This is a genomic window from Cypionkella sp., from assembly GCF_028290025.1.
Lineage (GTDB): Bacteria > Pseudomonadota > Alphaproteobacteria > Rhodobacterales > Rhodobacteraceae > Cypionkella.
In genome coordinates this window covers 1-24,251 of record NZ_JAQGKQ010000038.1, presented here as the reverse complement: position 1 = coordinate 24,251, position 24,251 = coordinate 1, and the positions used below count along the sequence as shown (strand labels likewise).

Here is a 24,251-nt window from a genome sequence, read left to right as displayed (position 1 = left end):
CGAGGGGGCCCGTCGATACGCGATTTGGCCCCGCTATACGAAAAGGAGTTCGGACGTGCTTCAACTTAATTCCGCGCGCGCGCTGACGGTTCCAGCTTTCGCCACACCTAAGCGTCCCCGACTGATGCTGGCTTTGGGGCTGGGCCTGACAATGGCGCTGGCTGCCGGACCCGCGCAGCAGGCGCTGGCCTTCGGTGCGCCTGAAAGTTTTGCAGATCTTGCGCAGCAAATCAGCCCTTCGGTGGTGAATATCACCACATCCTCGATGGTGGCCCAAGCCACCGATGGCGGCCCGATGGTGCCTCCGGGTTCGCCGTTTGAAGATTTCTTCAAAGACTTCATGGACCAGAACGGCCAAGGCGGTAACGAGCCGCAACGATCCGAGGCTTTGGGCTCGGGCTTCGTGATCAGTGCTGACGGCTATATCGTCACCAACAACCACGTCATCGAAGGTGCCGATGACATCGAGATTGAGTTCTTTTCGGGCAAGAAACTGAAAGCGAAACTGGTCGGCACCGATTTGAAAACCGACATCGCTTTGCTGAAAGTTGAAAGCCCCGAGCCGCTGCCATTCGTGGTGTTCGGCAACTCGGATGCGATGCGGGTTGGCGACTGGGTCATGGCGATGGGCAACCCGCTCGGCCAAGGTTTCTCGGTATCTGCCGGGATCGTCTCGGCACGCGGGCGTGAGCTGAGCGGCGCTTATGACGACTTCATCCAGACCGATGCTGCGATCAACAAGGGCAACTCGGGCGGGCCGCTGTTCAACATGGAAGGCCAGGTTGTTGGCGTGAACACGGCTATTTTGTCGCCCACAGGGGGCTCGATTGGCATTGGCTTCTCGATGGGTTCCAACGTGGTGTCGCATGTGGTGGGCCAGTTGAAAGAGTTCGGCGAGACTCGGCGCGGTTGGTTGGGCGTACGTATTCAGGACGTGACGCCTGACGTGGCCGAAGCGATGGGTCTGACCGATGCGAAGGGCGCGTTGATCACTGACGTGCCGGAAGGTCCGGCGAAGGCCAGCGGGATGCTTGCGGGTGACGTGATCTTGACGTTCAACGGCAAGGAAATCACCGATGTGCGCAGCTTGACCCGTACTGTCGCGGATAGCCCGATTGGCGAGGAAGTGCCTGCCGTGGTGTTGCGTGATGGCAAGCAGCAAACTTTGCAGATCAAGCTTGGTCGTCGTGAGACCGATGAGGAAGGCAAACCTGTGCCCGCGGCGCAGAAAGACACCCCGATTGAGCCGCAAAAAACCGAAGTTTTGGGGCTGACCTTGGTGCCAGTGGATGATCAGGTGTCGAAAGATCTGAAACTGTCGGCAGGGGCTACCGGACTTGCGGTGACTCATGTCGATGCGAGTTCGGAAGCGTCAGAGAAAGGCGTGATGCCGGGTGATGTGATCGTTGAGGCGGGTCAGCAGAAGTTGACCAAAATCAGCGATCTGCAAGACCGTCTCGCCGATGCTAAAGCTGCGGGCAGGAAGTCGATCCTGCTGCTGGTGCGGCGTGAGGGCGATCCGCGGTTTGTGGCTCTTTCGGTCGAGTAAGGCTAGGTATTGAGATTGAAAGGCGGCGGGGAGACCTGCCGCCTTTTTTTATGGGCTGGCCTGTGTCCACGCGTGAGCAAGGGGGCGGCTAAGCGATTTCAAGGGCTTAGCAGGGGGTGATTCACCGTCTGTTAATCTTTGTCATCAGCGGAAGCGACGGGTTAAGGGCTGTGACAGCAGCCGCATTTGAGCGCGGACACCTAAAGCGAAGCCAGTGCAGGTGATCAGTGCTACGGTGCCGAAAGATATGGCGATTAGCATCAATCCAGCACCGGGGCGTTGGGCAAAAAGCCGCAAAACCTCGGTTGGGCTGGTTTGGATTTGACCGGCTGGCGCCAGGCTTTGCAGCGCAGTTGTGACGGCCACCAGCACCGCAAGCCCGAGCAGCCCGAGCCAGAAGCCATAGCCGAGAATAATTTTGATCCCCGGTTTGGTCTGCTGGTTGACCACCCAAGCAGCACCGCAACTGCGCGCGGCGAAAAGCAGCGGCAGCACCACCACGGTTGCGGTGCCGAAGCTGAGCGGCGCGCCGATCATCGCCTCAAACATGGTGACCAAGGCGAGGAGTGCCGCGCCACACAGCGCCAGCACCACGATGAAACGTAAGGATAGACGAGCCAGCACGAAGCCTCGGGGTTTGGGTTAGCCGATTTCGGACAACAGGCGGGTGCGAAAGGACATCATCCATTCAGCGCGCTCAACAGCCATCGCGCGACCGGGGGCGGTCTGCATGGTATCGACCAGTTTCAGCAGTTTGGTCTGGATGTGATCGAGCGCGAAGGCGCGATCATCCAGCGGGCGCTTCAGTGCCATCGGATCGTCGGCATCGAACAAGCCGCCGCCCATTTGGCCGGAGATATGAAACATCCGCGCGATACCGATTGCGCCCAAAGCCTCTAGCCGATCGGCGTCTTGCAATACGCGAGCCTCGGCGGTCGCGGGCGTAATGCCGGCAGAAAAGCTGTGCGCGGCAATGGCATGGCCGACGGCAGACAGTTTTGCCTCGGGAAAACCATCGCTGCGCAGGAAATGGCAGGCGGCTTCGGCCGATAGGGTGGAGGCACGGGCGCGTTCTGGGTGCGATTTTGGCAGGTTGACCAGATCGTGAAACATGCAGGCGGCGAGCAAAACCTCCAGATCGCAAGTCTCGTCCATCGCGATCAGTTTGGCGCGCAGCCACACGCGGCGCAGATGGCCGAGATCATGCGCGCCATCGGCAGCGTGCGCCGACCATTGCCGGGTGACTTCGGCCTCATAACGGGATTGGGCGGCTGATGGGGTCATAGTTTTGAGATATCCGTGGCGATGATGCCAAGCTCCTTGGCTGCGGCGAGGGAAAGTGCGGGGCTATCAAGACCACGCTCGGCCTGAAAACGCCGCACGGCCTCTGCGGTGGTGATGTCGATCACACCGGTAACGGGGGCCAGATACAGCCCGCGCGCCTTCAGGGCACGTTGCAAAGTGGCTACAAAATTCACCGTCATGTCTGCGGGGCAGGGTGCGCGGAACCAAACTTCCTCGTGGTCTTGCAGCAGACGTTGGTGGGTTTTGGTCTGATAGGTGGCGGGGGCCACGACTTTGCCTTGATCATCGCGCTGTTCGTCTGTGACGACGATCTGCTCGGTGGTGGTCTCTATCACGGCAGGCGTGGTGTCTTTTGCCCAGCAAACGCCCGCGGCCTGCGGTGGTTGTTGGCCTTCCTTGAGGCGGATCAGCTCAACCCCGAGATTGCCGACCGCAGGGGCCGTTACCGCAATTTGTTGGGCACAGCCAGCCAGAACCAGAGCAGAGCCAAGAACCAATCGTAAAATCATGCCATGCCCGTATTGTGCCCCAGTTTCTCTGGGCCATGTTGCGGATCAGCTTAGCCGCAAACGCTTGGCCTGCAAAGATGCGGTGATGCGCGCGGCTGGCGTTTCCCTAAGCGACGGAATTGCACCGAACTGTGACGGTGATGCACTGGCAAAGCTTGTGTATTTCGCCTATGTCGGGCGGCAGAGCCTTTGGGCAAAGCGACAGGGAAAGCAGCATGGCGAAGATCGTTTACATCGAATTTGGCGGCAAGGAACACGTTGTTAACGTCTCAAATGGCCTGACCGTGATGGAAGGTGCGCGCGACAACGGTATTCCGGGCATCGAAGCCGATTGCGGTGGCGCGTGTGCGTGTTCAACCTGCCATGTCTATATCGCGCCGGAATGGGTAGACCGTCTGCCGAAGAAAGATGCGATGGAAGAGGATATGTTGGATTTCGCGTGGAATCCCAATCCGGTGACCTCGCGCTTGACCTGCCAGATTAAGGTCACCGATGCGCTGGACGGTTTGCGGGTGCAGATGCCCGAGAAGCAGATTTAATCAGTTGAGGCTGGGCTGCACCTAAAACGGATGCGCCTGCCCATCCCATGTTTCAAAACACCCGGTCGTTGCCAGTGACAGTGCCGCAAAGCGTGCTGCAAGGCCGTTGGCCGATTGCGCCTCGGTGATATCGGCGCGGGTGCCGCCCATATCGGTCTGCACCCAGCCGGGATGATAAATCCCCACCGCGATGCCTTGCGATTTCAGATCGGTCGCGAGATTGCGGCCAAGGTTCAGCGCGGCGGCTTTTGAGGCGCGATAGATATAGCTGCCACCGGAAGCCTTGGCATCCGACGCCATCTGCGAGGAAATGATGGCGATTTTGCCCTGAGCACGCCGCAAAGCCGGCAGCATTGACTGGATGGTCAGGAAAACGCCGACGACATTGGTGTTGAAGCCGTCCATCCACAAAGCCGGTGCGTAGCCGTCGTCGAGCTTCTGGCCGCGATCGGGGAAAACCCCGGCATTGCAAATCAGAAGATCAACGCTTTCAAGGGTTTGGCCGAAAGCGCGCTGGCCCGCCGCGTCAGTGACATCCAGCGTCACCAGGCCCGGAGCGGCCTTGCGAGAGGTGCCGATCACCGTTTCACTTGCGTTTTGGTAATGTGTGAACAGCGCATGACCGATACCGCGACTTGCGCCGGTGATCAGAGTGGTCATCAGTTGGCCTTTCTCGGCGGCATGAACGGCAGCGGAGCCACTGGCACACCATCTTCGATCAACGCGCGCGCCTCGTCGGGCTTGGCCTCACCATAAATCGCGCGCTGATCAATATCGCCGTCGTGCATCCGGCGCGCCTCTGCGGCAAAGTTGAGACCGACATATTCCGAGTTTTCCTCGACCCGACGGCGCAATTCGGCCATCGCGACTTCAAGTTCAGATTGCGGTTCGGATAGTTTTGGCTTGGCTGCGGGCTCTCCGGCTTTGCCAGCAGGACGTACGGCGGGGGCCATCAAGGTCTTTTCAACCGAGGCATCACCGCATACCGGACAACCGATTTGGCCGGCACTTAGCAAGGAATCGTATGCCGCCGCAGACTGAAACCAGCTATCGAAACCATGCGCGTTGCCGCAGCGAAGGGAGTATTGGATCATGCTCGGGCCAAATTATAACACCTAACCTACCTAAGCAAGCTGCGCCGCTTTTCAAGCAGTGGCAAGGGATTGCTCGGCCTCAGGCAGCAAAGTCGGATGCGGAGCAAGATTGGCGGTCAGGCCAAGCAGCACCTCGCGCAGTTCAGGCTCGTTCACCTTGCGGGCGGCCTTCTCGGCAGCGAACCATTTGCGGCGACGCTCTTTACGCTCGGGGAATTTGTCGACCAGTTCGGAAACCCGCAGCGCAAAGACTTGCACGGCACATTCGCAACTGCGCTTTGGGGTTAACAGCTTGACATAGTTGAACAGGCCGATTGCGGTTTCGGCAACCTCGCCGCGCACACCGGCTTCTTCCCACGCCTCTTGCTTGGCGGCTTGGGCGGGCGAGCGTTTGTCCATCGGCCAACCCTTTGGGATCACCCAGCGACCGGTGTCACGGCTGGTAATCAACAAAACCTCAACCTTGCCGCGGTGCATCCGCCAGCAAAGCGCGCCGTATTGCACGGGGCTCACGCCCGCAGCACCGGATGTCATCGCTAAGGTTTCGTTCATCTGCATCAGCCTCGACAGTTCGTTTTTAAAGGACGGTTCTCAGAGCCGCTCTGGTGTTATCTAGCGCATGTATCTGAACATTTGCACCCGATAGCCATAAAAAGATTGGTCAATAACTGTTACAAAACTGTTACATTGGTTACTTTGCAGGAATATGCGGCCAATTCGGGCGGCAATCCGGGCGTTTGTGCAGAATTGCGGCGGGGTCCGTCTTGCGATAAAGCTGGCCCCTGCCGAAATCGGAGATGCCCGTGCGAGATCAACCCGTGCAAGATCAACCAGTGCCACACCAAGCCGAGCAATCCAAAAAGGTCGCTTGCATCACCACAGTGCGCAACGACAGGATTTTTCTGCGCAAGTGGATTGAGTATTACGGTGGCAATTTCGGGCGGCAATCGCTGTTCGTGATCATTGACGGTCTGGATGAGGCGATCCCGCAAGGCTTTGACGGCGTCAACTTCCTGCATCTGCGTCACCGCGATTGGGCGGCGGAAATCAGTAACACCCCGATGCGGCGGGTGGTGATGGAGCATAATCGCAGCCGTGCAATCTCGGACTTGGCCCGCACCCTATGGCGCTATGATTGTGACGCGGTGATTGCGACGGATGTGGATGAGTTTCTGGTGGCAGACCCTGCGAAACACTCCAGTCTGAACGCCTTCATCCAAGGCCACAAAGCCCGCACCGCTACTTTATCGGGCTTGGGCCTCGATGTGGTGCAGGATTTGAAATCCGAACCCGCAATCGACCCGAGCCAGCCGTTTTTACCGCAAAGACGGCTCGCGGTGGTGTCAAACGCCTATACCAAGCCAGTGTTGGCTTTCAAACCGGTGACTTGGGGCGCTGGCCTGCACCGGGTCAAGCGGCGCAATTTCCACATCAGCCCCGACCTGTTCATGTTCCACTTCGGCATGATCGACTATGAAACCGCGATGGGGCGGGCGAATGACCCGAACCTGATTGCCGCTGGCTGGGGCCCGCATATGCAGCGGCGTGAGGTTTTGTTCCGCATGGTTGAAGCGGCGACTCCTGTCGAAGGTGAGCCCATGTTCGACGCCGCGCGCCGCCGGATGACTTGGAAGCGCAGGCTGCTCGCGTGGAACAAACCCGCACCGCTGCCGGGGCCGCCGGTGGTGATCATTCCGGACCGTTTGAGGGCGGTGTTGTGAGCCAGCCGATTGACGCGGTGCTGACTTGGGTGGACGGCGAAGACCCCGCTCATGTCGCAAAGCGCAGCACCTATGATCCCGGGTTTGGTGCGGCGGGGGTTGAAGCGACGCGCTTTGCCAGCCGCGATGAAATCCGCTTTAGCCTGATGGCCCTGCTAAAGTTCGCGCCTTGGTTGCGGCGGATTCATATCGTCACGGATGGGCAAACTCCGAACGTCGTGCAGGAGTTATGGGCGTCTGATCCGTCGTTGCGAGAGCGGGTCAAGATCGTCGATCATACGGTGATCTATCGGGGGCACGAGGCGCTATTGCCGATATTCTCCGGCCGCACCATTGAAACCGCACTTTACCGCATCCCCGATCTGGCGGAGCGTTACATTTATCTCAACGATGATTTCTTCCTGATCCGGCCCGTTCAACCCACTGATTTCTTTACGGATACCGGCCCGATCCTGCGTGGCCACTGGATGACGCGCGCCTATGGTCTGGTGCCAATGTTGCAACTTGCAGTCGGGCGGCTGAAGCGCCGGGGTAAGAATTGGCAACCCGTCGGCTTCAAGCTGCAACAGCTGCGCGCGGCGCGGTTGGTCGGTTGGGGCTTGCGGTTTTTCAGTATTGGCCACACGCCGCATCCGTTACGACGCTCAACCTTTCAGCGGTTTGAGGCGGCGCATCCCGGCGTGATTGAGGCCAATATGGCCCCGCGCTTTCGGCATGGCAGCCAGTTTAACCCGGCAAGTTTGGCCAATCATCTGGAACTGGCGGCGGGGACTGCAACTGTGGCGGCGTCGGATAACACCGTCTATTTCCGCGCGGACGTCGATAAACCGCAGCGGGTTCGTGAGAAGACCGCCGAAGCCGAGGCCCGCGAGGACGCGCTGTTCATCTGCGTCAACAGCCTCGATCAAGCATCAGCCGAAGTGCAGGCTGATATCTTATGCTTTCTGCGGCGGCGTATATTATAACTGCACTATAGGCTTGGCGGCCGCTTACTCGGCCAATCGGTCGCCAGATGATACGCCTGACCCATCGCCAATATCTTCGCATCCGCCCCAACTGGCCCGGCGATCTGCATCCCCATCGGCAGGCCATTTGCCCCAAACCCCACCGGCACATTCAGCGCGGGCAGGCCGATCAGGCTGATCGGGATCACCACTTCCATCCAGCGGTGATAGGTGTCCATAGCGGTGCCGTTGATGCTTTGCGGCCAGCGCCATTCCACCGGGAACGGCCAAACTTGCGCTGTTGGTAGCACCACGGCGTCATATTTGCTGAACAATCGCGCCATATGGGCGTAGTAGCGCGAACGGATCGTGCTTGCCTCATAGACCGCTTGCGCTGTCAGGCCACGGCCCTGCTCGATTTCCCAAATTGTCTCGGGCTTCAACTGCGCGCGTTTGAACTCATTGTCATAGATCGGCTTCATACCACCCGCGTTCAGCATCGCGCGCAGAGTGGTCCAAGCGTGCCACAGTTTTTCGGCGGGGAACGGCGGCGCTATGGCCTCGACCTCGGCGCCCAGATCGCTGAACACCTGCAAGCCCGCTTCACATAGCTCGATAATCCCCGGCTCGATCTGATACGCACCACCCCAATCGCCCACCCAAGCGATGCGTTTGCCCTTCATATTCACCGACAGTAGGCTGGCGAAATCGCTGCTTTCGCGGCCAAACGGCACTTCGGGGTTAACGCCCGCCTGCACGCTCAGCAGGTTTGCGATATCCTCAACGTTGCGCGCCATCGGGCCTTCAGTCGCCAGCGTCGCCATATGGGTGTCGCCCTCAGCATCTTGCGGCACCAGCCCCCATGACGGTCGAAAGCCGTAGACATTGCAGAACGCCGCCGGATTGCGCAGGCTGCCCATCATGTCCGAGCCATCCGCGACGGGCAGCATCCGTGCAGCCAAGCCCGCGGCCGCACCCCCCGATGAACCACCCGCCGTCACGCTCAGATCATAGGGATTGCGGGTGACACCGTGCACCGGGTTGAAGGAATGGCTGCCATGCCCCCATTCCGGCGTGTTGGTTTTGGCGATAAAAATAGCCCCGGCACCGCGCATCCTAGCTGCCAGCAGATCATCCTTCAGCGGCACGAAATCGGCGAACAACGGTGAGCCATAGGTGGTGCGCAAGCCTTTGGTGGCGCACAAATCTTTCACCGCCAACGGCAGCCCATGCAGCCAGCCCGTCGCTGTCGCATCATCCGCCGCCTTCGCCTCGGCCATCAGCGCCTCACGGTCGCGCAAGGAAATCACCGCGTTCACCGCCGGGTTCACCGCATCAATCCGGTCCAGATGCGCCGCCATCACCTCGGACGGAGCCACTTTACGCGCTGCAATCATCCGCGACAGATCGGAAGCCGACATCTCATTCAACGCCACTTTGGTCATCCTCTCTGCTCAAATATCCTGGGGGTTTGGGGGCTAGCCCCCAATCGCACCTAAGTGCTTAAAAAATAACGATGCGAGGGGCTGGCCCCTCGCATCGCGGGCAGATCAATCTGCTTACTTCTGCAATTCGGTCCAGATCGCGGTCATATATTCCTGCGCTTTGGGCGAGCAGGTTGGCAGAAAATGGCCGGAGGCTTTGAACTCGTCTGGGATCATCACTTCTGGTGCAGTTTTCATGTCTTCCGGCATGAACGCCTCTGAACCCGCGATGCCGTTGGCATAGCGTGCGAACGAGGAAATCATCGCGGCATTTTCAGGCACCATGATGAAGTCGATGAATTTGTAAGCTTCCTCGACGTTCTGCGCATCTTTCAGCAAAGCCACCGAATCCATGAACAACGGGTAGCCTTCTTTTGGGAAGCCGTATTTCACATCCGGGTTGGCCAGACGAATCCGCATGGTCGAGCCGTTCCAGTTCACCGATGCCGCCCAGTCGTTGTTCGACATCTTTTCGGTAGCGCCATAATCCATCGACAGCCAATCTGGCTTGGCGGCAACCAGCACGTCGCGGGCTTTTTTCAGCACGGCGGTGTCTTCGGTGCAAGGCTCGCCGCCGACATACCACAGCGCGAGGTTCACCACGTCGTTCATCTCTGGCACGACGTTGATCTTGCCTTTCAGCTCATCCGGCACGTCCAGAAAAACTGCCGAGGTGTTGATATCGCCGCCATAAACCTTGGTGTTGACCGCGATCCCGGTGGAACCCCACTGCCATGGAACCGTGTAAACCCGGCCCTTGTCCCAAGCCACATCAATCCATTCCGGAGCGATATTGCCTTTGTTTTTCAGTTTGCTGTCGTCCAGCGGAACGATCAGACCTTTTCCAGCCCAGATCGGCACATAGTTCGCCGATGGCACCACAAGATCAAAGCCCGAGCCGCCAGCTTCAACTTTGGCCAAAGCCGCGTCGTTGCTGTCGTAATCGGTGACCGTCACCTTGATGCCGGTCTCTTTTTCAAATTTTGCAAGCAGTTCGGGCGAGGTGTAGTTGCCCCAGTTGAACAGTTGCAGCGTGCCTTCGGCCGATGCCAGCGATGTGCTGGCGAGCAGCAGCAGCGTGGCCGAGAATAGTTTCTTCATTGTAGTCTCCCTTGGTTTCGTCTTGTGGTTACTTCTGCAAATCGGTCCAGATTGCGGCCATGTATTCAGCTGCTTTGCCGCTGCAGGTAGGCATAAAATGCCCTGCCGCTTTGAACTCGGCTGGGATGTTTACTTCGGGGGCGGTTGCCATATCGGCAGGCATGAAGGCTTCTGAACCTGTGATGCCATTGGGGTAACGCGCGAAGGCCGAGATCAGCGCCGCATTTTCTGGCAGACTGATGAAATCGAGAAAGGTGTAAGCCTCATCGACGTTTTGCGCTTCTGACAGCAGGGCCACCGAATCCATCCACAAAGGATAGCCCTCTTTCGGATAGCCATAGATCACATTCGGGTTTTTCAGACGCGAGCGGAAGGTTTCGCCCGACCAGTTGACGCTCGCCGCCCAATCGCCATTCGCCATATGCTCGGTGGTGCCGTAATCCATCGAGACCCAGAATGGCCGCGCGTTGATCAGCGCATCATGCGCCTTTTTCAGCACCGCGACGTCCTCGGTGCAAGGCTCGCCACCAGCCCACATCACAGCCAGATTGACCACCTCGTTCATCTCGGGCACGACGTTGATCTTGCCTTTCAACTCGTCCGGTGGGTTGAGGAAAAGCTCAGAGGTGTTCGGATCGCCCTTGTAAATCGAGGTATCGACCGAAATCCCCGTCGTGCCCCATTGCCAAGGAATGGTGTAATTGCGGCCCTTGTCCCATTCCACATCCATCCATTCCGGCGCGATGTTGCTGTGATGTGGCAGTCGGGTCAGGTCGAGCTTTTGGATCAGACCTTTCTCGACATAAATCTGCACGAAATGCGCTGATGGAACCACCAGATCAAACCCCGACCCGCCGACCGAAACCTTAGCCAGTGCCGTATCGTTGCTGTCGTAATCGGTCACCGTCACCGTAATGCCGGTGTCTTTTTTGAACTTCTCCAGCAATTCGGGCGAGGTGTAATCGCCCCAGTTGAACAGGTTCAACTGACCCTCGGCAAGCGCGGGCAGGGCGGTTGTTAGCAGCAAAGCAACGGCAAGGGCTGGCTTTTTCATCCGGTGAAGGCTCCGATGGTTGAGGTCAGTCGTTTTTGCGGGTCAGCAGGAAGAACGCGGTGAGCAGCACAACGGTCAGCGCCAGCAGCATCGAGGAAATCGCGTTGATCTCTGGCGTCAACTGGCGGCGCATCTGCCCGAGCATATAGGTGGGCAAAGTGTCTTGGCCGCCCGATTTGGTGAACTCGGTGATAACCACGTCGTCAAGGCTGATCACGAAGGCCAGCATTGCGCCTGCGATCACGCCGGGCAGCAGGATCGGCAGCGTGACATGGCGGAAAGTCTGCCAAGGCGTTGCGTAAAGATCAGCGGCGGCGGTTTCCAGCGTCAGATCCATGCCCTCCAGCCGGGCGCGGATTGGCAGATAGGCGAAGGGGATACAGAAGGCGGAGTGGGCGAAGATCACATAGCCGATGCCTTGGATGCCGGTCGCTTGTTTGACCATGCCGAACAGGATCAGCAAGGATACGGCGGTCACAATCTCTGGCACCATCAACGGCTGGTTGATCATCACATAGATAAAAGTCTGGCCCTTGAACGCCTTGCGCCGCGTGGTGCCCAGCGCCGCCATCGTCGCCACAGCGGTCGAGATTACCGCCGCACAAACCGCGATCAGCAACGACCTTACGGTGGCGTCTTTGACGGCGTCGTTGTTCCAAGCCTTCACATACCAATCCAGTGAAAACCCGCCCCAGATCGCGACCGATTGGCTGGCGTTGAACGAATAGGCCACCAAGGTCAGGATCGGCAGGTAGAGTATGATGAAAACCAGAATGGCGGTGGTGGTGAAGCCGGGGAGTTTGGCGACGGAGAAGGTTTTAGTGGCCATTCGACACATCCCGGTTGGCGTATTTCACATAGATCAGCAGCGCGCCCGTCACGATGATCAGCAGCGTCAGCGACAAGGCCGCTCCCAATGGCCAGTTGCGGCCCTGACCGAATTGCAGATCAATGAAGTTACCGATCATCATTTGCTTGCCGCCACCCAGCACGCGGGGGGTAACGTAAGCGCCCAAGGATGGCACGAACACGAGGATCGAGCCCGCGATGATGCCCGGTTTCACGATCGGCAGAATGACCCGGCGCAACACCTGCATCCGGCTGGCGTAAAGATCATAGCCCGCCTCCAGCAGCTTCATATCGAAGCGGTCGATGGCGGCAAACAGTGGCAGCACCATCAGCGGCAGGTAGACGTAAGCCATGCCGATGAAAACGGCGGTATCGGTGTAAATGATGCGCAGCGGTTCCGAGATCACGCCCAGCTTGATCAGGACGGTGTTCAGCAGACCCTCGTTGCGGATCACCTCGTTGATCGCATAGGTGCGGATCAACAGGTTGGTCCAGAACGGAATAGTGATCAGAAACAACCACAACGCCCGTGATTTGGCGGGGCGTGTTGCGATAAACCATGCGGTCGGGAAGCCCACCGCGAAGGTCAGCAGCGTGGTCAGGATCGACAATTTAACCGAGCGCCAGAAGATCGTCACGTTGGCATCGGCCAGACCATAGGTGTCGTCGAAAATGTCCTTGGTCCACAGGATGCCGCGCCAACCGTCCAGCGACAGCTTCCACTCGACGTTGCCGTATTGACCGGGGGCGAGGAAGGAATACACCACCACGATCATCAGCGGGCCAACCGCAAACAGCGTCAGGATAATCAGCGCCGGGGTGGATAGCAGCCAACCATTGCGGACCGATTGCGCTTCTTGAGCTTTTTCAGCGACGCTCATCTAATCCTCCAACACTTGCGCGGCACCGGGGGTGAAGGTGACGCCCACGGTCTGACCCGCTTGCAACGCCGCTTCCCCTGTCACGTCCGACACCACGCAAGCCTCAATCTCGGTGCCATCGGCGAGATGCAGTTGGTAGTTCATATCAGTGCCCATATAGACCACGCCGCGCACAGTGGCGGGCAGGCTGCCCGGTTCGGGCGTGTGGGTCAGCTTCACCTGTTCGGGGCGCACCGTCACCGTCACGGCGCCGGATTTGGTCGCCGGTGGCGCAGGCATCTTATAGCCGCCCGCGAGCGTCAAAGTGCTGCCGTTCGAGGTGGCGGGCATGAAGTTGGTCTCGCCGATGAAGCTGGCAACGAAGCGGTTCAGCGGCCGCGTGTAAATCTCGCGCGGAGTGCCGACCTGTTGCAGCTTGCCCGCAGACATGACGCCGATGCGGTCAGACATCGTCAGGGCTTCTTCTTGGTCATGCGTGACGAAGATAAAGGTAATCCCGGTTTCGGTTTGCAGCCGTTTCAACTCACCCTGCATCTCACGCCGCAATTTCAGGTCGAGCGCAGACAATGGCTCATCCAGCAGCAGCACTTTCGGCGACGGAGCCAAGGCGCGGGCGAGGGCGACGCGCTGTTGCTGCCCGCCGGACAGTTGCGAGGTTTTGCGCGACGCCAGTGCCTCCAGCTTCACCAGCGCCAGCATCCGATCGACTGTGGCCTTAACCTCGGCGCGCGGGCGGCCCTGCATCTCCAGACCGAAGCCGATGTTCTGCGCCACGGTCAGATGCGGGAACAAGGCATAGCTTTGGAACACCGTGTTCACTGGCCGCTTGTTCGGCGGCAGGTAAGTGATGTCTTGGCCGTCCAGCAGGATGGTGCCGGAGGTTGGCATCTCAAACCCGGCAATCAGCCGCAACAGGGTGGTCTTGCCGCAGCCCGATGGCCCCAGCAGCGTAAAGAACTCGCCCTTACGGATTTCGATGGAAACATCGTCCAACGCGCGCACGGCAGTGTCGCCCTGTCCGAAAGCCTTGACGGCATTGCGGGCCTCGACGGCGGTATCTTTGGTCAAGGTGACTCGCTCCCTTTGGTTTTGATCATATTGGACGGCGGCCAAGCTTCGGCGCAACATAAACTTCGCCGGATATGCCGAAAGACTAGGCAGTTGCCTCTTAGGTTGTGCAAATGCCTAAGAGCGCGGCGGTATGATAACGCTTGCAAGGGCTTAGCGTCGCTTGAGCCTTTGCAAAGCTTAGGCCGCGGTTAAGCCAACGGTGCGCGGCGGTGTGCCCAAGGGCTTGCGGATTCGACTTCTGCACACAGAGCGATCAATTCTTCATCACAGCCATAGGCCGCCGCGAGGTGAATCCCGATCGGCAAACCGGCTTTCGACTGTGCCAACGGCAGCGAGGCCGCAGGCTGGCCACTGGCGTTGAACACCGCGCAGAACGGCGAATATGAGAATATGCCACCCGGACCGATGCGGTAATTCACATAATCATCGCGGTCGTGATGGTAGCGGCCAACTTTGGCAGGCGGCTCGGCAAGGGTGGCTGACAGCAGAATGTCCGGACCATCGGCAAAGTATTCGGCCATCTGGCGACCGAAGGCATGAATCTCGCCCACAGCCTCCAGATAGCGGGTTGGGGGCAGGGTGGCGGAGTATGCAACCGCCGAACGGCCAATGCCTTCGACCAGATCGGGCGTCAAAGCGCGGCCTTTCAGCGCCTTCTGGATCGACAGAGCGGTGCCAACGCCGACGATATCGGTCCAAGCCCGCATCATCATCTCAACATCCGCCGTTGGGCGACCAACCTCAATCTGATGGCCAAGGCTTTCGAGCAGCTTCGCGGTATCGCGCACGGCTTGCGCCACTTCGGGGTCAATCGCCTCGCGCGTAAAGGTCGTGTCGCACATGGCCACTCGCAGGCGGCGCGGCGGGCGGCTGATCGCATGAGCGTGACCGTGCAGCAGCGGCGGGGCGACGTAAGGCGCGCCCAAATCCGGGCCTTCGCAGGCGTCGAGCATGATCGCGGTATCGCGGACAGATCGGGTCAGAAAGCCGTCAATCGCCATCCCGGCCCAGCCTTCGCCCGAATATGGCCCATCCGGCAACCGCGCCCGCGTTGACTTAAACCCGAACAGCCCACACGACGACGCCGGAATACGCACCGATCCACCGCCATCCGAGCCATGCGCAAACGCCACAATCCCGGCAGCCACAGCCGCGCCAGCCCCACCCGACGATCCGCCCGAGGTGTGGTCAAGGTTCCACGGATTGCGCGTCGGGCCGCCATAAACCGCCGCTTCGGTAACTGTGCCAACGCCGCCTTCCGGGCTGGTAGTGCGGCCAAAGTTGACCACTCCGGTGGCGCGAATACGCTGCCAGATCGCGGAATCCCGCGCATAGGTGGTGTTCGCCAAAAGACGTGAGCCGTTGTGGCCGGGGAAATCCACCGCCTCGCAGCCCAAATCCTTCAGCAAAAACGGCACGCCGCGGAATGGCCCGCGCGGCAAGCCTTCGGCAATCGCTCGCCGAGCAGCATCTTCTTGCACCAACACAACCGCGTTAATCGCGGGATTGCGTGCCTCAACGGCAGCCAGCGCCGCGTCCAGCAGTTCGGAGGCAGTGACTTGCCCAGAGGCCACAAGCCCCGCCAGTTCGGTGGCATCTTTCGCGCCCAGATCGCCGATCATATTGATTCTCCCCGCTTGGTTTGGCGGCAGTTGACGCGAGCTACGCTGCGGCGTCTAGCCCCACCCGCCGATTGCTGTCGCAAACCAAATCCGCAGTTTACGGTGCGGTGTCGCGTTTCGGCAGATGCGGTGCGATCCCGGCGCGCAACGATTCCAGCGTCAGCGGTTTCGTCAAATATCCGTCCAACCCTGCCGACAGATGCAGCGTGCGGTCGGCGGCCGAAGCCACTGCCGTCATTGCGACCACGGGCAGATGCGGGCCGGGCAGGGCGCGGATCGCGGCCAAAGTCTCGACCCCTGAAAGCCCAGGCATATGCAGATCAAGCAGCACCAGATCGGGACGCCGCGCCTTGATCGCTTGCAACGCCGCAGCCCCACTCGGCGCTTCCTCTGCCAAAGCCGACATGCCACGCAGATAGGTGGAGGCAACCAGACGGTTGGTGGCGATATCATCGACCACCAAAATATGCCTGCCCGCCAGATCGACTTGCGACGCAGGCGTGGGTGGCTGCATTACAGCTGGGCGGATCAACAGCGTAAGCCGAAACAGCGCGCCAGAGGTGCTGGGCAAATGCTCCAGATCGCCCTGCATTTGCAGCGCAATGCCCCGGCTGATCGCAAGCCCAAGCCCCGACCCCGCATGGGTGCCAGCCCCTCGCTGAAACGGCTGGAACACCAGATCGCGTTCATGCGCAGCGATACCCTTGCCAGTATCTGAGACATCAATCTGCAAGCGGCCCATCTCGGGCTGCCCGGGTTTACGCAAAGATTGCGGACGGTAGCTGACCCGAAGCGTCGCGCCGCCGGTTTCGGTAAACTTCAGCGCATTGGACAACAGGTTAGAAAGGCATTGCCGCAAGCGTTGCGGATCAAACTCCGCCGTTTCGGGCAGCGTCTGCGCCAGAGTGCCATCTGGCAGACGCTTGGCAATAAACTCCAACCGCAGCCAAAGCCCCGCATTGGCGAACACTGGTTGGAACAGCGCGACGGTGGCCTCTATCGCCTCTTTCGGGCGGGCAATCACCGGATGCAGCGGCAGTTGATGCTCCTCCAGTGCCGACATTTGCACGATATCGTCCAAAATCGCCGCCAAATCCATCGCCGAGCCGATCAGTGTCTGCATCCGAGCCTGCGCCGCTGGATCGTCTGTCTGCGCGCGCTCTGCCTCTCCCATGCCGACAATCGCGTTCAAAGGCGTGCGCAATTCGTGGCTCATCTGCGCCAGAAACAAGCCCTTGGCGCGGTTGGCGGCGTCGGCGCGGATGCCGCGGCGGCTGACCTCCAGATGCAGCGCGTGGTTCGACTGCATCGCGCCGACGGCATAAGTTACCGCAGCCAGCAGCGCCACGGTTGAGATGAAAAAGCCAAGCCAATGGCCGCTGTCCAGCCAGTAAAAGCCGTTGCCAATCAGAGCCACCAGCGTTCCGCCCGATATGCCCGCCAGCCCGAAAGGCAAGTGAATCGCCCGCACCGTGCTCAACTGAAACAGCGTCATACTCAGCAGACCCGCCGCTGCAGCTTTGGCAAATTCGGTATCTTGTTGCCAGATCAGCAGACAGGGCACCGCATAGCTCAGCTCCATCAAAAATACCGAAGCCACAGCCGACAGATAGCGGCGCGGCTGCAACGCCGGGTCAAGATTGCGCAGCAGCATGAAGCCCACGCCCTGCAGCACCATATCCGCCCCCATCGCGGCGACCACCAGCCACAACGGCAAAAAGATCGCCATCAGTCCAAAGGCTGCCGACATGCTGAGCAACCGCGCAGGCTCCAACCTTTTGAGCACTTGCAGTTGATTTTGAATTTGTGCGGCGGCATCAGAGTCGCCGGGCAACAAAAAACGCAACAGAGTCATAGCGTCAGCGTCCTTAACTCGCTCGGGTTAGCAAAGATCACCCGGCCGGTAGCGTCAAGAAAAAGCTAAGGTTTGGGCAAGGGCAGCGGCGCGATGGCAATCTCTTGCTGCAAACTGCCCTGCGGGGTGAAGATGAATAGCCGATTGTCGGTGGTCACCACTCCGATCCAACCCGCACCGAACGTCACCGCCTGCGCTTTCGCACCGTCTGGCAACTTAAGATTGGCGGGCATCTGCAACCCGGCAGGCACCGCAGGCGCAGCACCGCCCAGATGCGGCATCCGGGTGACAAGCAGCGCGACCACGGTTATGACACCGCCAATCATGGTGATCATCAACACGATCACCAATATTTTCAGCAAGCGGAGCGAGGGCGGCAGGCCCGGCTCGGTAGGAGTGTCTGTCATGGCGAGCCCTTTTGAAGACGAAGACGCGGAAAGCGTCGATGCAATGGCGGGCGGGCAGCTGATCATCGTGATCGGCGAAGACGCACCTCAGCGCCTTGATAAGGCGCTTGCCGCCGCAGTGCCAGAGGATGCCGCGCTGTCGCGTTCACGTTTGATGAAGATGATCGACGAGGGCGATGTGCTGCGCGATGGCGTGGCAGTGACCAATCCCAAGACCAAAGTCAAACAGGGCGAGGCTTACACCCTGATCCTCGCCCCCGCGGTGGATGTCGCGACTATGCCCGAGGATATTCCGCTGACGGTGATCTGGGAGGACGGCGATCTTATTGTGATCGACAAGCCTGCGGGCATGGTGGTGCATCCGGCCCCCGGCACGCCTTCGGGCACTTTGGTCAATGCGCTGCTGCATCACTGCGGCGATACGCTGTCGGGCATTGGGGGTGAGCGGCGCCCCGGTATCGTCCACCGCATCGACAAAGACACCACCGGCCTGCTGGTGGTCGCCAAATCCGACCGCGCCCATCATGGATTGGCTGCGCAGTTTGAGGCTCATACCGTCAACCGCCGCTACCTTGCCGTGGTGAACGGCGTGCCCTCGGCCTATGATCCACGCATCCGTGGCCTGCGCGGCATTACGTTTGAGGCGGGCGGCATCCTGAAAATCGCCACCCATCTGGAACGCCACAAGACCGACCGCCAGCGTCAGGCCGTGGTGTGGAACTCGGGCCGTCATGCCGTAACCCGCACGCGGGTGATGGAAGATTTCAAGGGCGGTGCGGCGCTGATGGAATGTTGGCTCGAAACCGGCCGCACCCATCAAATCCGCGTGCATATGGCCTATGCAGGGCATGGCTTGGTCGGCGATCAGACCTATGGCGGCAAGCGAAAGGTCTCACCGAAACTGTTCGGGCCGGAAGTGGCAGAGATCGGCAACAGCTTTCCGCGTCAGGCTTTGCACGCAGCCACCTTGGGGTTCGCGCATCCGGTGACAGGTGAGGCATTGGAGTTCACCTCTCCGCTGCCCGCCGATCTGACCGCTTTGCTGGATGCGCTGCGCCGCTGACATCCGCACATTACCGTGACTGGAATGTTACAAAGCTTTTCTGCGACGGAAAAGGAACCAGCTTTCGTTAATGTAGTTATGCCATGTTAAGTTGAATACTCGATCTGGCATACCTACATGCGACTGCCCGGGGGCGAAACTGCACCGGGTCAACGAGGGAGCGTCAAAAATGAGCACCTATGCAAACCTACCTGCACCCAGCCCCGAACAGGGTCTGAACCGTTACATGCAGGAAATCCGTAAATTCCCGCTGCTGGAACCGGAAGAAGAATACATGCTGGCGAAACGCTGGGTGGATCATCAGGACAGCACGGCGGCACATAAAATGGTCACCAGCCACCTGCGTTTGGCTGCCAAAATTGCCATGGGCTATCGCGGCTATGGTCTGCCGCAGGCCGAAGTTATCTCGGAAGCCAACGTCGGTCTGATGCAGGCGGTCAAACGCTTTGACCCGGAGAAAGGCTTTCGCCTCGCGACTTACGCGATGTGGTGGATCAGGGCTTCGATCCAGGAATATATCCTGCGCTCGTGGTCGCTGGTAAAACTTGGCACCACCTCGGCGCAGAAAAAGCTGTTCTTCAATCTGCGCAAGGCCAAAGCCAAGGTCGGCGCGCTGGAAGAAGGCGATCTCCGGCCTGAAAACGTCACCCGGATTGCCACCGATCTGAACGTGTCTGAACACGAAGTCGTCGATATGAACCGGCGTCTGTCGGGCGGCGATGCCTCGCTCAATGCCACCGTCGGTTCGGACGGCGAAGGCACGACGCAATGGCAGGATTGGCTGGAAGACGAGGATTCTGACCAAGCGGGCGACTACGAGGCCCGCGATGAGTTCGATATTCGGATGGACCTGCTGCATCAGGCAATGTCGGCGTTGAACGAGCGTGAAAAAGACGTGCTGATGAAGCGGCGTTTGTCGGAAACTCCGATCACGCTGGAAGAACTGTCAGAGATCTACAAAGTCAGCCGAGAGCGTATTCGTCAGATCGAAGTCCGCGCCTTTGAAAAGCTGCAAGAGCGGATGCGCTCACTCGCGGTCAGCAAGGGCATGGTTATTCCGGCTTAAGGCTTTCCAACTCCTTTGGGCGTATTTGCGCCCAAAGGTTGCGCCGACCCCGCGCAAAGGCTAGACAGTTGGATCAAACTGCGAAGCCACCAAAGGGCGCAATCTATGACCATGCTGGAAACCTTTCTGAAACCGATGCACCGCGAGGGTTACAAGTTTGTCGGCATCTTCGCCGTCATAACCTTGGTGCTGTTTTGGATTTGGGATCCGTTGGGTTGGCTTGGCGTCGGTGCAACTGTCTGGTGCTACTACTTTTTCCGCGATCCCAAACGCTCGGTTCCGCAGGGGCGCGGCTTGATCGTGTCGCCCGCCGATGGTGTGGTCAGCTTGATCGAACGCGCCGTGCCGCCGCCGGAACTCGGCGTGGGCACTGACGCGCTGACCCGGATTTCGGTATTCATGTCGGTGTTCAACTGCCATGTGAACCGCGCCCCAATTGCTGCGCGCATCGCCAAAATGGCCTACCGTCCGGGCAAATTCTTTAACGCCTCGCTGGATAAAGCCTCGGAAGATAACGAGCGTAACTCGTTGCTGCTGGAATTGCCCGATGGTCGTCACCTGATCGTCGTTCAAATCGCGGGTCTTGTCGCGCGCCGCATCGTGCCGTTCGTCTCGGAAGGCCAATCTTTGCGCACGGGTGAGCGTTTTGGTTTGATCCGCTTCGGCTCACGGCTTGATGTGTATCTGCCCGATGGCGTGGAGCCGTTGGTGGCTTTGGGTCAAACCATGGTCGGCGGCGAGACCGTTCTGGCCGAGCTGGACCGCGACATGCTGCGCCGCGCAGCCAGCCGCGAATGAGCGATCCGTCTGACCCTTCGCCGCAACCCGATCAGCGCCCCAGCGCGCCGACCAGTTCGGTGCCAACCAAATCCCCACGCCGTCCGCGCAAAAAGCTGCATATCGTGCAGCTTATCCCCAATTTTATGACCGTCGCCGCGCTGTGTGCGGGCCTGACAGCTGTGCGTTTTGCGATTGAGGGGCAGTTTGGTCTGGCTGTCGCGTTGATCCTCGCGGCCGCTGTGATGGATGGCCTCGATGGCCGTCTCGCGCGCTTTCTGAAAAGCGAATCCGATATGGGGGCCGAACTCGACAGCCTCTGCGATCTGGTGAACTTCGGCGTCGCCCCGGCGCTGATCACCTACCTTTGGGCGCTGCAAGGTATGCGGGCCGAAGGCTGGATCGCCTGCCTGATTTATGCGGTTGCCTGCCTGCTGCGGCTCGCCCGTTTCAATATCGGCAGTAGGCTGCCTGACAACGATTCCAATAGCTTCCAGGGCGTGCCTTCCCCGGCTGGCGCGCTGCTGGTGATGCTGCCGATGTTTCTGGCCTTCGCGCTTGACGATGGTGTGCCGCATGCCAACGGCCTTGTCGCTCTGTGGATGGCGCTGGTCGGTTGGCTGATGGTCGGCCGCTTCCGCACCCCATCCTTCAAACGCGCCACGATCTATGCCGAGAATGTAAGCTTCGTGCTGCTGGCCTTCGTAGCCCTTGTCGCCGCCCTGCTGACCTACCCTTGGACCACCCTCGCCATCGTTGATTGCGCCTATCTCGCAGCCCTCGGCTACGGATTTTTCAAGCCGCCGCGCAAAGCTGTCGAAGACCCCACCGCCGAGCCGTGAAGCTGGTTGCGATCAGGCTCTCCGCGGGCTAACTTTGCCGCAACAAATCGGGGAGACGATGATGCAGCCAGTACGTTGGGGTATTTTGGGCGCGGCAAACTTTGCCAAAGAGCAGATGGCTCCGGCCATTCACGCAGCTGAGGGCGCGGAACTTGCGGCTTTGGCGACGTCCAGCCCCGGGAAAGCCGCAGGCTTTCAGGCGTTTTGCCCCGGTCTGAAAATACATCCGACGTATGAGGCACTGCTGGCCGACCCGTCGATTGACGTCGTCTACATCCCGCTGCCAAACCATCTGCACGTCGAATGGACGCTGAAAGCACTCGCGGCTGGCAAGCATGTGCTGACCGAAAAACCGATTGCTTTAGAGGCCAACCAGATCGACCAGATCATCGCCGCCCGCGATGCCAGCGGCCTGCTTGCGGCAGAGGCTTATATGATCGTGCATCATCCACAGTGGCAGTTGGCCAAAAAATGGTTGCAGGCTGGTGAGATCGGCCAATTGCGCCACGTCGATGCGACCTTCAGCTTTTGCCTCGAAGACATGACCAACATCCGCAACCGTCCCGACGCTGGTGGCGGTTCGTTGCGTGATATCGGTGTTTACACCTTTGGTTCGGCGCGCTTTGTCACTGGGTCTGAGCCGATCGACATCTCGGCCCGGCTGATCCTTGAGAACGGCGTTGATACTTTTGCGCAAGTTGCGGGCATCATGGACGGCCCGCATGGCCGTTTCACCTATTCGTCGATGACCTCGATGCGGCTTTACAACCGCCAAACCGTCACTTTCCAAGGCGACAAAGGCATGATCCGGCTGGACGGCGGCCCGTTCAACGCCAATTACAACGACATCGCCGAGATCGAGCTGCATCAAAATGGCAACGAGGTGAAGACGGTGCGCTTCCCAACTTCCAGCCATTACGTGCTGCAAGTCGAAGCCTTCGGTCGCAGCATCCGCGAAGGCACAGCCTATCCTTGCCCGCTGGAGTTCGTTAAAGGCACCCAAGCCATGATGGATACGGTATATAAGGTCGGGGTCGAGATCAGTCTTTAAGCCCGAATGATCTGATAAAAAAGGCCCGGATTGCTCCGGGCCATTTTTGTTAGTCTTGACCGTGGGCCTAGTCTTCCATTGCTTCCAATTCGTCGATGAACCCCGCAATCATCGACAAGCCTTTGTCCCAGAACTTCGGGTCACTGGCATCCAGCCCAAACGGAGCCAGCAATTCCTTGTGGTGCTTCGATCCGCCGGCTTTCAGCATTTCGAAGTATTTCTCTTGGAAATCCGGCAGGCCATCCGCATAAGCGGCATACAAAGCGTTCACCAAGCCATCGCCGAAAGCATAGGCGTAGACGTAGAACGGCGAGTGGACGAAATGCGGAATATAGGCCCAGAACGTCTCATATCCGTCAGCGAAATCAAAGGCTTCCCCCAGTGATTGCGCCTGCACCGACATCCAGAGAATGTTGATATCGTCGGGCGTCAATTCACCCTCGGCGCGGGCGGCGTGCAGTTTGCACTCAAAATCGTAGAACGCGATCTGGCGCACCACGGTGTTGATCATATCTTCAACCTTGCCTGCGAGCAAAGTCTTGCGCTCTGCCGGGGTTTTCGCGCCATCTAGCAGCTTGCGGAAGGTCAGCATCTCGCCGAACACGCTCGCGGTTTCCGCCAAAGTCAGCGGAGTTGACGACAGCAATTCACCCTGACCCGCCGCCAAAACCTGATGCACCCCGTGGCCCAATTCATGCGCCAGCGTCATCACATCGCGCGGTTTGCCAAGGTAGTTCAGCATCACATAGGGATGCACCGTGGTGACGGTCGGATGCGCAAACGCACCCGGAGCCTTGCCGGGTTTGACACCCGCATCAATCCAGCCATCGGTGAAGAACGGCTTGGCAATCTCGGCCATACGCGGATCGAAAGCGGCATAAGCGGACAGCACGGTTTCGGTGGCCTCAGCCCAATTCACCAAACGCGGCGCTTCGGTCGGCAAGGGCGCGTTGCGGTCCCAAGTTTGCAGGCGTTCCAGCCCCATCCACTTGGCTTTCAGCTTGTAATAGCGGTGGCTTAGCTTGGGGTAGGCGGCAACAACGGCGTTGCGCAAAGCCTCAACCACTTCGGGCTCTACATGGTTGGCAAGGTGGCGCGAGTATTGCGGGCTGGGCATTTTGCGCCAGCGATCGTCGATTTCTTTCTCTTTCGCCAAAGTATTATGAACTCGTGCGAACAGCTTGATATGTTTATCAAAAACCGCCGCGAGCGCATGGCTGGCAGCCTCACGTTTCGCACGATCTGCATCAGTCAAAAGGTTCAGCGTGGCTTCGAGGTTTAGCTCATCCTCCTCGCCTTCGACCTTGAACATCAACCCGGCCATCGTCTCATCAAACAGCTTGTTCCAGGCGCTCGCACCGACCACCGAAGCGTCGTGCAAATATTTCTCCAGCTCATCCGACAACTGATGCGGACGCATCGCACGCATCCGTTCAAACACCGGATTGTAGCGGGCAAGGTCGGCGT

Annotated in this window: 25 protein-coding genes; 9 read left to right on the top strand and 16 right to left on the bottom strand. The window is 59.3% G+C overall.

The window, feature by feature from the left end:
- The first annotated feature begins 124 nt into the window (after positions 1-124).
- Positions 125-1,549, top strand: coding sequence for a Do family serine endopeptidase (locus tag JWS10_RS05005; protein ID WP_299505289.1), 1,425 nt, complete (start codon positions 125-127; stop codon positions 1,547-1,549).
- Positions 1,550-1,693: 144 nt separating this feature from the next.
- Here JWS10_RS05005 and JWS10_RS05000 read toward each other — a convergent pair whose 3' ends face one another.
- From JWS10_RS05000 to JWS10_RS04990, 3 genes are read right to left on the bottom strand one after another with little or no spacing between them, the layout of a single operon-like run.
- Positions 1,694-2,173: a hypothetical protein gene (locus JWS10_RS05000; RefSeq protein ID WP_299505279.1), complete on the bottom strand. Its 480-nt coding sequence runs from the start codon at positions 2,171-2,173 to the stop codon at positions 1,694-1,696.
- An 18-nt stretch (positions 2,174-2,191) separates the two neighbouring features.
- Positions 2,192-2,833 carry an HD domain-containing protein gene (locus tag JWS10_RS04995; RefSeq protein WP_299505277.1) on the bottom strand — a complete coding sequence of 214 codons (642 nt, stop codon included), beginning with the start codon at positions 2,831-2,833 and terminating at the stop codon, positions 2,192-2,194.
- Positions 2,830-3,363, bottom strand: coding sequence for a peptidoglycan-binding domain-containing protein (locus JWS10_RS04990; RefSeq protein WP_299505275.1), 534 nt, complete (start codon positions 3,361-3,363; stop codon positions 2,830-2,832). Before JWS10_RS04990 ends, JWS10_RS04995 begins: the two co-directional genes overlap by 4 nt.
- A gap of 215 nt (positions 3,364-3,578) precedes the next feature.
- Between JWS10_RS04990 and JWS10_RS04985 the strand changes: the two genes are divergently transcribed.
- Entirely contained in the window at positions 3,579-3,902 is a 324-nt protein-coding gene (locus tag JWS10_RS04985; RefSeq protein WP_299481031.1) for a 2Fe-2S iron-sulfur cluster-binding protein, read from the top strand.
- A gap of 21 nt (positions 3,903-3,923) precedes the next feature.
- Here the strand turns inward: JWS10_RS04985 and JWS10_RS04980 are convergent, their stop codons facing one another.
- From JWS10_RS04980 to JWS10_RS04970, 3 genes are read right to left on the bottom strand one after another with little or no spacing between them, the layout of a single operon-like run.
- Positions 3,924-4,562 (bottom strand): SDR family NAD(P)-dependent oxidoreductase, encoded by a 639-nt coding sequence (locus tag JWS10_RS04980; RefSeq protein ID WP_299505274.1) that lies wholly within the window; start codon positions 4,560-4,562, stop codon positions 3,924-3,926.
- Complete coding sequence (locus JWS10_RS04975; protein WP_299505273.1) at positions 4,562-4,996, bottom strand: DUF1178 family protein; 435 nt, start codon at positions 4,994-4,996, stop codon at positions 4,562-4,564. The genes JWS10_RS04980 and JWS10_RS04975 overlap by 1 nt, the downstream gene beginning before the upstream one ends.
- A 51-nt stretch (positions 4,997-5,047) precedes the next feature.
- Positions 5,048-5,548, bottom strand: coding sequence for an NUDIX hydrolase (locus tag JWS10_RS04970; RefSeq protein ID WP_299481040.1), 501 nt, complete (start codon positions 5,546-5,548; stop codon positions 5,048-5,050).
- Between the two features lie 251 nt (positions 5,549-5,799).
- Here JWS10_RS04970 and JWS10_RS04965 point away from each other — a divergent pair, with 251 nt between their 5' ends.
- Both JWS10_RS04965 and JWS10_RS04960 read left to right on the top strand, forming a co-directional pair.
- The gene (locus JWS10_RS04965) at positions 5,800-6,717 is read left to right on the top strand and encodes a glycosyltransferase family 2 protein (RefSeq protein WP_299505272.1); all 918 of its coding nucleotides are present in this window, start codon (positions 5,800-5,802) and stop codon (positions 6,715-6,717) included.
- Positions 6,645-7,682 (top strand): Stealth CR1 domain-containing protein, encoded by a 1,038-nt coding sequence (locus JWS10_RS04960; RefSeq protein WP_299505271.1) that lies wholly within the window; start codon positions 6,645-6,647, stop codon positions 7,680-7,682. The genes JWS10_RS04965 and JWS10_RS04960 overlap by 73 nt, the downstream gene beginning before the upstream one ends.
- A 5-nt stretch (positions 7,683-7,687) precedes the next feature.
- On the opposite strand, the gene JWS10_RS04955 is transcribed toward JWS10_RS04960, so the two are convergent.
- From JWS10_RS04955 to JWS10_RS04915, 9 genes are all read right to left on the bottom strand, one after another.
- Entirely contained in the window at positions 7,688-9,106 is a 1,419-nt protein-coding gene (locus JWS10_RS04955) for an amidase (protein WP_299505270.1), read from the bottom strand.
- Between the two features lie 114 nt (positions 9,107-9,220).
- Positions 9,221-10,246, bottom strand: a complete 1,026-nt coding sequence (locus JWS10_RS04950; protein ID WP_299481050.1) for an extracellular solute-binding protein — start codon at positions 10,244-10,246, stop codon at positions 9,221-9,223.
- A gap of 28 nt (positions 10,247-10,274) precedes the next feature.
- Positions 10,275-11,300, bottom strand: a complete 1,026-nt coding sequence (locus JWS10_RS04945) for an extracellular solute-binding protein (protein ID WP_299505269.1) — start codon at positions 11,298-11,300, stop codon at positions 10,275-10,277.
- Between the two features lie 25 nt (positions 11,301-11,325).
- On the bottom strand, positions 11,326-12,129 hold the full coding sequence (locus tag JWS10_RS04940) for an ABC transporter permease (RefSeq protein WP_299505267.1): 804 nt from the start codon (positions 12,127-12,129) through the stop codon (positions 11,326-11,328).
- Positions 12,119-13,030 carry an ABC transporter permease gene (locus JWS10_RS04935; protein ID WP_299481058.1) on the bottom strand — a complete coding sequence of 304 codons (912 nt, stop codon included), beginning with the start codon at positions 13,028-13,030 and terminating at the stop codon, positions 12,119-12,121. Before JWS10_RS04935 ends, JWS10_RS04940 begins: the two co-directional genes overlap by 11 nt.
- Positions 13,031-14,098 carry an ABC transporter ATP-binding protein gene (locus JWS10_RS04930; protein ID WP_299505266.1) on the bottom strand — a complete coding sequence of 356 codons (1,068 nt, stop codon included), beginning with the start codon at positions 14,096-14,098 and terminating at the stop codon, positions 13,031-13,033.
- Between the two features lie 191 nt (positions 14,099-14,289).
- Complete coding sequence (locus JWS10_RS04925) at positions 14,290-15,723, bottom strand: amidase (protein WP_299505265.1); 1,434 nt, start codon at positions 15,721-15,723, stop codon at positions 14,290-14,292.
- Between the two features lie 97 nt (positions 15,724-15,820).
- Positions 15,821-17,578 carry a response regulator gene (locus JWS10_RS04920; protein WP_299505264.1) on the bottom strand — a complete coding sequence of 586 codons (1,758 nt, stop codon included), beginning with the start codon at positions 17,576-17,578 and terminating at the stop codon, positions 15,821-15,823.
- 65 nt (positions 17,579-17,643) lie between these two features.
- Positions 17,644-17,985 (bottom strand): DUF6476 family protein, encoded by a 342-nt coding sequence (locus tag JWS10_RS04915; protein WP_299505263.1) that lies wholly within the window; start codon positions 17,983-17,985, stop codon positions 17,644-17,646.
- Between the two features lie 43 nt (positions 17,986-18,028).
- Here JWS10_RS04915 and JWS10_RS04910 point away from each other — a divergent pair, with 43 nt between their 5' ends.
- From JWS10_RS04910 to JWS10_RS04890, 5 genes are all read left to right on the top strand, one after another.
- Positions 18,029-19,048, top strand: coding sequence for an RluA family pseudouridine synthase (locus JWS10_RS04910; protein ID WP_299505288.1), 1,020 nt, complete (start codon positions 18,029-18,031; stop codon positions 19,046-19,048).
- Between the two features lie 169 nt (positions 19,049-19,217).
- Complete coding sequence (rpoH, locus tag JWS10_RS04905; RefSeq protein ID WP_299481073.1) at positions 19,218-20,114, top strand: RNA polymerase sigma factor RpoH; 897 nt, start codon at positions 19,218-19,220, stop codon at positions 20,112-20,114.
- Between the two features lie 78 nt (positions 20,115-20,192).
- On the top strand, positions 20,193-20,912 hold the full coding sequence (locus JWS10_RS04900; protein ID WP_299505287.1) for a phosphatidylserine decarboxylase: 720 nt from the start codon (positions 20,193-20,195) through the stop codon (positions 20,910-20,912).
- Positions 20,909-21,733 carry a CDP-diacylglycerol--serine O-phosphatidyltransferase gene (gene pssA, locus JWS10_RS04895; RefSeq protein WP_299505262.1) on the top strand — a complete coding sequence of 275 codons (825 nt, stop codon included), beginning with the start codon at positions 20,909-20,911 and terminating at the stop codon, positions 21,731-21,733. Before JWS10_RS04900 ends, pssA begins: the two co-directional genes overlap by 4 nt.
- A 58-nt stretch (positions 21,734-21,791) precedes the next feature.
- On the top strand, positions 21,792-22,784 hold the full coding sequence (locus JWS10_RS04890; protein WP_299505261.1) for a Gfo/Idh/MocA family oxidoreductase: 993 nt from the start codon (positions 21,792-21,794) through the stop codon (positions 22,782-22,784).
- 67 nt (positions 22,785-22,851) lie between these two features.
- Here the strand turns inward: JWS10_RS04890 and JWS10_RS04885 are convergent.
- A partial coding sequence (locus tag JWS10_RS04885; RefSeq protein WP_299505260.1) for a M3 family oligoendopeptidase occupies positions 22,852-24,251 on the bottom strand: 1,400 nt, incomplete at its 5' end.

What these genes read in the sequence shown, in the direction of transcription:
- JWS10_RS05005 (WP_299505289.1), top strand. Translation starts at nt 125, where the DNA reads ATGCTGGCTTTGGGGCTGGGCCTGACAATGGCGCTGGCTGCCGGACCC.
- JWS10_RS04995 (WP_299505277.1), bottom strand. Translation starts at nt 2,833, where the DNA reads ATGACCCCATCAGCCGCCCAATCCCGTTATGAGGCCGAAGTCACCCGG.
- JWS10_RS04990 (WP_299505275.1), bottom strand. Translation starts at nt 3,363, where the DNA reads ATGATTTTACGATTGGTTCTTGGCTCTGCTCTGGTTCTGGCTGGCTGT.
- JWS10_RS04985 (WP_299481031.1), top strand. Translation starts at nt 3,579, where the DNA reads ATGGCGAAGATCGTTTACATCGAATTTGGCGGCAAGGAACACGTTGTT.
- JWS10_RS04980 (WP_299505274.1), bottom strand. Translation starts at nt 4,562, where the DNA reads ATGACCACTCTGATCACCGGCGCAAGTCGCGGTATCGGTCATGCGCTG.
- JWS10_RS04975 (WP_299505273.1), bottom strand. Translation starts at nt 4,996, where the DNA reads ATGATCCAATACTCCCTTCGCTGCGGCAACGCGCATGGTTTCGATAGC.
- JWS10_RS04970 (WP_299481040.1), bottom strand. Translation starts at nt 5,548, where the DNA reads ATGAACGAAACCTTAGCGATGACATCCGGTGCTGCGGGCGTGAGCCCC.
- JWS10_RS04955 (WP_299505270.1), bottom strand. Translation starts at nt 9,106, where the DNA reads ATGACCAAAGTGGCGTTGAATGAGATGTCGGCTTCCGATCTGTCGCGG.
- JWS10_RS04950 (WP_299481050.1), bottom strand. Translation starts at nt 10,246, where the DNA reads ATGAAGAAACTATTCTCGGCCACGCTGCTGCTGCTCGCCAGCACATCG.
- JWS10_RS04945 (WP_299505269.1), bottom strand. Translation starts at nt 11,300, where the DNA reads ATGAAAAAGCCAGCCCTTGCCGTTGCTTTGCTGCTAACAACCGCCCTG.
- JWS10_RS04940 (WP_299505267.1), bottom strand. Translation starts at nt 12,129, where the DNA reads ATGGCCACTAAAACCTTCTCCGTCGCCAAACTCCCCGGCTTCACCACC.
- JWS10_RS04935 (WP_299481058.1), bottom strand. Translation starts at nt 13,030, where the DNA reads ATGAGCGTCGCTGAAAAAGCTCAAGAAGCGCAATCGGTCCGCAATGGT.
- JWS10_RS04925 (WP_299505265.1), bottom strand. Translation starts at nt 15,723, where the DNA reads ATGATCGGCGATCTGGGCGCGAAAGATGCCACCGAACTGGCGGGGCTT.
- JWS10_RS04920 (WP_299505264.1), bottom strand. Translation starts at nt 17,578, where the DNA reads ATGACTCTGTTGCGTTTTTTGTTGCCCGGCGACTCTGATGCCGCCGCA.
- JWS10_RS04915 (WP_299505263.1), bottom strand. Translation starts at nt 17,985, where the DNA reads ATGACAGACACTCCTACCGAGCCGGGCCTGCCGCCCTCGCTCCGCTTG.
- JWS10_RS04910 (WP_299505288.1), top strand. Translation starts at nt 18,029, where the DNA reads ATGGCGGGCGGGCAGCTGATCATCGTGATCGGCGAAGACGCACCTCAG.
- rpoH (WP_299481073.1), top strand. Translation starts at nt 19,218, where the DNA reads ATGAGCACCTATGCAAACCTACCTGCACCCAGCCCCGAACAGGGTCTG.
- pssA (WP_299505262.1), top strand. Translation starts at nt 20,909, where the DNA reads ATGAGCGATCCGTCTGACCCTTCGCCGCAACCCGATCAGCGCCCCAGC.
- JWS10_RS04890 (WP_299505261.1), top strand. Translation starts at nt 21,792, where the DNA reads ATGATGCAGCCAGTACGTTGGGGTATTTTGGGCGCGGCAAACTTTGCC.